The following is a 4,157-nucleotide window of genomic DNA, read 5'->3' on the forward strand; positions in this document are numbered from 1 at the left end:
AAGAAGAAGCCGACGGACAGTGGGCGCTGACCGTCGGTCATGAGTTTGCGGGTGGTGTTGTCGATCGCGGCGATGTGGTCGGCGTCGAAGGCGTGGCGCAGGCCGAGGGTGTAGGCGGTGACTCCGAGGCCGACTCCGAAGACCTGGCCGTCAGCGCCGAAGCGGTAGTGGTGCGGTGCGATGACTGCCGCGAGCGTCACCCAGCCGATCACGTGTAGCCCGACGATGACCGCGGCCATGCCGCCGACGCGCACCCACTCCCGGCGGTCGAGCGCCCCGCGGACCCCGGTGGGAAGGCCATCCCTCGGCATGGTGCCGGCCTGCGCGGCCATGGCAGGTCTCCCCTCGCGGTGCACCCGCCGACGTGGACGGGGGAGTTCTCGTGCGGCGGGCAGAAGAACGATAACCAGATCATGGATGCTTCTGCAACTTAGTTGCAGAAGCATCCATGATGCAGAGCTTTGCCGCCGCCGCGCGCCGTCGTTGCAGCTGGGCGACGAGCTGGTCGCTCGCCAGCAGCAGCACCGTGAGCCAGGAGATCGTCGCCACCTTCCCGAACGCGGCGACCCAGTCTCCGTCCGTCGGCAGCGCATGCCGGGCCTGCACCTGCAGCACGTACAAGGCGCTGACGCCCAGGCAGACCACCGGGCCGACGCGGGTCAGCAGACGGCCGCGGGGCACGAGCAGCGCCACGGCCGTCGCCAGGGCGACGATGACCCCCGCCACCGGGGAGACCAGCGCCGCCGAAAGCAGACCCATCCCCAATACGGCGAGCACGGTGGTGCGCGGGCTGGCACGCCCCGCCCGGTCGGACCACGGCTCGGCCGTCGGCAGATCCGGCTCGGGTGCCCGGGACGTTCGGGACGACCGCGTGGCCACGGTCGCGCGGGCTCGGCGGGTGTAGAAGATCACCAGCGCGAGGGAGAGCAGCACCGTCACCGCGGACAACACCAGGGAGAACCACACGATCCGTTGCGGGGCCCAGGTCAGCGTGACGGTGAACCCGGCGGCCGTCGGGGTGATCCGCCAGCCGTTCGCGTAGCCGTCCACCAGCCTGGGGGTACCCAGGTCGGCGCCGCCCACGGTCGCCTTCCAACCCGGGGAGAGGCTCTCCGCGAGCACCAGCCAGAACGGGGTACCGGGCCGCACCCCCGTCACGTCGACGGTGAAGGAGGTGTCGCCGGCCGACTGGACCGTCACCCGTGGCGTGGCGGCCGACGTCGTGCCGGTGGTGCCCGTCGCGGCTGGTGGGGTCCCGGCAGGGGAGACGGCGGAGGCGGCGCCGGTCGCGTTCAGCCACGGGCCGCCGCCGGCGTCCGAGGCCAGCAGCAGGCGATCGAGATCGATGCCGGCGAGGGCCCCGTCGGTGGTCCGGATCACGTGCTCCCCCGGGCCGAGGGTGATCGGCTGGCCGCAGGTGGCGACGGTCAACCCGAGCCGGTTGACCGCGTCGGCGGTGCCCCCGGTGACCTGCACCCCCACCGGCTGACCGTCGATGCTCAGCAGGTCGGTCCGGCAGGGCGCGGGGATCTGGGCCGGCAACAGCCCCGTCCTGGTGCTCCCTGCCGTGCCTGTCGTGCCCGCCGCGGGCTGACCGGTACCCGCGGCGCCGGCCGCGAGGCCGGGCATCCCGATCTCGGCGAGGCCCACCGGCATCGCCAGCGGCGAGCGGCTGATGGGGTCGATGCTGGTGACGGTCCGGGCGTCGTCGACGACGAACTTCCACGTGCCACCGGTAACGGCCGGGAAGGTGAGGGCCACCTCGCGGGTGCCCCCGCGCGCCGAGGTGTCGGTGACCGGAGGCACGGCCACCGCGCCGACCCGCTGGCCGTCGACCTCGATCCCGATGCGGGTCGGGATCGAGTGCCGACCGTCGGCGACGATCGACATCGTCATCGACGAGACCGTCAACGGGGTCGGCGAGGCGACCTGGATCCAGCTGCCCCGCGGGTTGCCGATGCCCGGGCTCCACGCGGTGGCCGGGTTTCCGTCGAAGGCGCTCGACGCCCGCGCCGCGAGCGATCCCGGCAGCCGGCCGGAGGAGGTCACCACCGGGAGGGCGGCCGGGCGGCCCAGCACCTGGTCGACGCGGTCGTCGGGGGAATAGGCGGAGACGCGGGCGGTGCCGGTGAGCGCGAAGGTCCGGGCCGTCGGCAGGGAGAACGACCGGCTGATGACCGACTCGGTGTCCTGCTTGAACGGTTCCGACGGGTTGGCCCGGTCCCGGGACAGCTCCAGCGCCAGCCGGTGGCCGAGGGAGGCGGCGCCGGCGGCGTCGAGGCTGTCGCTCGGCATCCGCAGCACCTCCTCGGCCGTCAGCGGTGCCCCGTTCGCTCCGGGGATGGCGACCTCGGCAAACCCGACCGCGGAGACGGTGTCGTAGCTGCGCTGCCGGCCGGTGTTCGTCGCGTCGATGTGGATGCGCAACGTCCGGAAGGCCCGGGTGGGGAAGCGCACGACCTGCCCGGCGGCGGTGCGGGAGGCGTCGGTGAGCGCGACGGTCACCGGGGAGCCGCCGTCGAAGGTCAGCGTCGCCCGAGTGATCCACCGGTTGCGCGGCCCGGTCAGCGGCTGGACGAGGCGGATCTGGTCCGTCGCGGTCGGCTCGGCCAGCGTGGTCTGCCAGGCCTCCCCGGCCGGGTCGGTGAAGGCGCCGACCCGCCACGCGGTGCCCGGGTCGCCGTCGATCGCGCGGACCGGTCGGTCGGACGCCCCGTAGGAGAAGCTGTTCCCGTAGCTGGTGGCGGTCACCTCAGCGATCTTCGCCGGGGATCCCGGGGCGTGCAGGGCGGCGGCGGTCTCGCTGGTCACGTTCTGGTCGGGGAACATCGGCAGCCGGTTGTCGTTCGGGTCCTTCGCCAGCGGCCTGACCCCGGGTTGCTCGACGTAGCCGAAGTTCTCCCGGATGCCCGTCCACCGTTCGGCGCGCCGCCGGTTGGTGTCGGTGATGAGCAGGTCCGCACCGTCGTCGAGGGCCTGGCGCATCGCGGCGGGATCGGTGGCGAGTGCCGGGGCGTAGAGGATCGCCCGCCCGTCGGCGATCGGCTCGGCGAGCAGGCCGGAGGCCGCCGCGTCTACCAGCGCCTCCCCGTTGCCGCTGACGAGCAGGGGCCGCGCGGTGGTGGCGGTGCGCACGATCGGCTGCGCGCCGCTGACCGGGAAGACGGCCAGCGCCGGCGGATCGGGCACCGACGGGTCGGTGCCGAGGGTGACTTCGTCGGTGAACGGGATACCGGGATCCTCGGCGACCGGCGGTCTGAAGGTCTGCGGTACGCCCAGCCCGTCCGGTCTGGTCGAGGTGAACAGGTTCCAGGTGGCCCGGGGGCGCGGGGTCCGGTACCGCTCGTAGGCGAGGTTGCTGCGCAGCACCACGTCGCCGACGCCCATCAGCCGGGCGAGATCCGGCAGGGCGGAGGTTTCGAACACCCCCTCCTGCAACCGGCGGTCCAGCGAGCGGACCAGGTCGACGCTGCCCGCCTCGCCGTAGGGGATGAGTTCCCGCACGACCAGCGGACGGTCCATCAGCCCCTCGGTGACCGGGTCGAGGGTGCTTCCCCAGCGGTAGTGGGAGAAGTCGGCACCGGGAAGCTCCAGCACCCGCGTGCCGTTGTTCCCAAGCGTCCCGTTGTTCCTAGTGTCCAGGGCGCGCGCGAGTTCGGTCTCGTAGGCGGGGACGTGCTCGGGGCGTTCGAGTAACGGCTCGACGAACTCGCCGCGGAACAGCGGTGACATGTCGAGGGCCAGCAACAGCAGGACCCCCCGGTGGCGAGCGGCGGGACCAGCCGCCGGCGCCGGCCCGACCGGACCGGCCGCCCACCTGGGGCACCTGGGGCAGCCGTAGCAGCCGTAGCGGTCGGACCGGCCGCCGCGTACCGCTCCCAGAGCGCGGCGAGCCCGCCCGCGAGCAGCACCGACATGCCCAGCGCGACCAGGGGGACCGCCCGGGGCAGCGAACGCAGCGCGAGACCGGCCGTCGATCCCTCGGCGAAGTCCTTGAACAGCCGTCCCCAGGGCGAGGGATCGTCGTACGGGTAGACGCCGACGGCGATCGTGGTGCCCAGCAGGATCAGCGCGACGAAGTAGCCGCGCTGGCCCCAGCGGATGGCCGAGGCGCCGATCAGGGCGAGGATGGGTATGGCGAAGCTGACCGCGGTCAG

2 protein-coding genes are annotated in these 4,157 nt (G+C 73.2%); both read right to left on the bottom strand.

The features are described from left to right. A partial coding sequence (locus tag ACY45C_RS08415) for a HoxN/HupN/NixA family nickel/cobalt transporter (protein ID WP_462187059.1) occupies window positions 1–332 on the bottom strand: 332 nt, incomplete at its 3' end. A gap of 79 nt (window positions 333–411) precedes the next feature. After that, on the bottom strand, window positions 412–3,747 hold the full coding sequence (locus ACY45C_RS08420) for an alpha-(1->3)-arabinofuranosyltransferase domain-containing protein (RefSeq protein WP_462187060.1): 3,336 nt from the start codon (window positions 3,745–3,747) through the stop codon (window positions 412–414). Window positions 3,748–4,157 lie beyond the last annotated feature (410 nt).

Source organism: Frankia sp. CcWB2 (assembly GCF_977927585.1).